Here is a 948-nt window from a genome sequence, read left to right on the forward strand (position 1 = left end):
CCGGGTATGACAGTGTTGACCAGTCCGGACCAGCCAGACTTGCATAGTCAACGTCCAAAATGCCGGGCCTTGAAGCTCCTGTGGCGACATTGCTGATATTCAGGTCGGTGTTCACATCAATGGATAAATGATCCAGTTCATTGTGCTTCACTTCCCTGTAGGCGTTTACGTCGCCATAGAAAGTAACGTTGTCGGCATAAACACCTGTTGCACCTTTTGAGAGCACCATATTTTTGGTGCCTTCAAACACCGAGTCACTGATGAAAATGTCTTGCACAGCCCAATCAAAGAAATTGTTGTTAGTCAAAATCTTTGCTTTGTCGTTGGTCGTCAGGGTAATGCTGTTTGTATTACCAATGAACTCAGAACCCGTGATGGTTATGTTGCTGTTGGCAGAGCTTGGATTCAGGTCGCCTTCACTCAAAATGGGTGTTTTGATGTCCAGGCCATTCACTCCGTTGCCCACGAAATAACTGTCAATAACGGAACTGTCCTTAAAGCCACCAGTCGTGTCTATGCCATCACGGGCATTGTTGAGAAACACCGAATCGGAGATTGTCGCATTTTGAGTACCAACCCCTGTTTTGGTCTTGACTGTTTTAATGCCATCTCCATCGGAGTTCATGAAAAGGGAGTTTTCAACAACGAAGTTATTTGTGTGGGCGTTCCAGTACAGTTGGTAAAACGCTCCATCGAAAACCGTATCGACAACAGAAAGGTTCTCACCGCTGGCTCGAACAAATTCTTTCGGGTCCCCCTCAAAAGAAGAATTCAGAATCTGGATGTCGTTTCCATATGCTTGAATAGTTGCGCCATTATTGTTTACCGCAGCGCTGGAGACATCTTTGTGCTTTATCGTCAGATCCACCAGGGTGTTTGAGTCCCCCAAAACAAGCAAAGGGGAAGAATGCTGAGTAAAGTCCTGCACTTCAAACCCAGCACCCGGTG

General features: G+C 46.4%; 1 protein-coding gene. It reads right to left on the minus strand.

The window, feature by feature from the left end; all coding sequences use genetic code 11:
* Positions 1–948 (minus strand): hypothetical protein (locus ACR0IU_RS22275; protein WP_480717788.1); only part of this gene is annotated, 948 nt, incomplete at both ends.

It is taken from the genome of Ruegeria sp. CL5 (assembly GCF_056536485.1).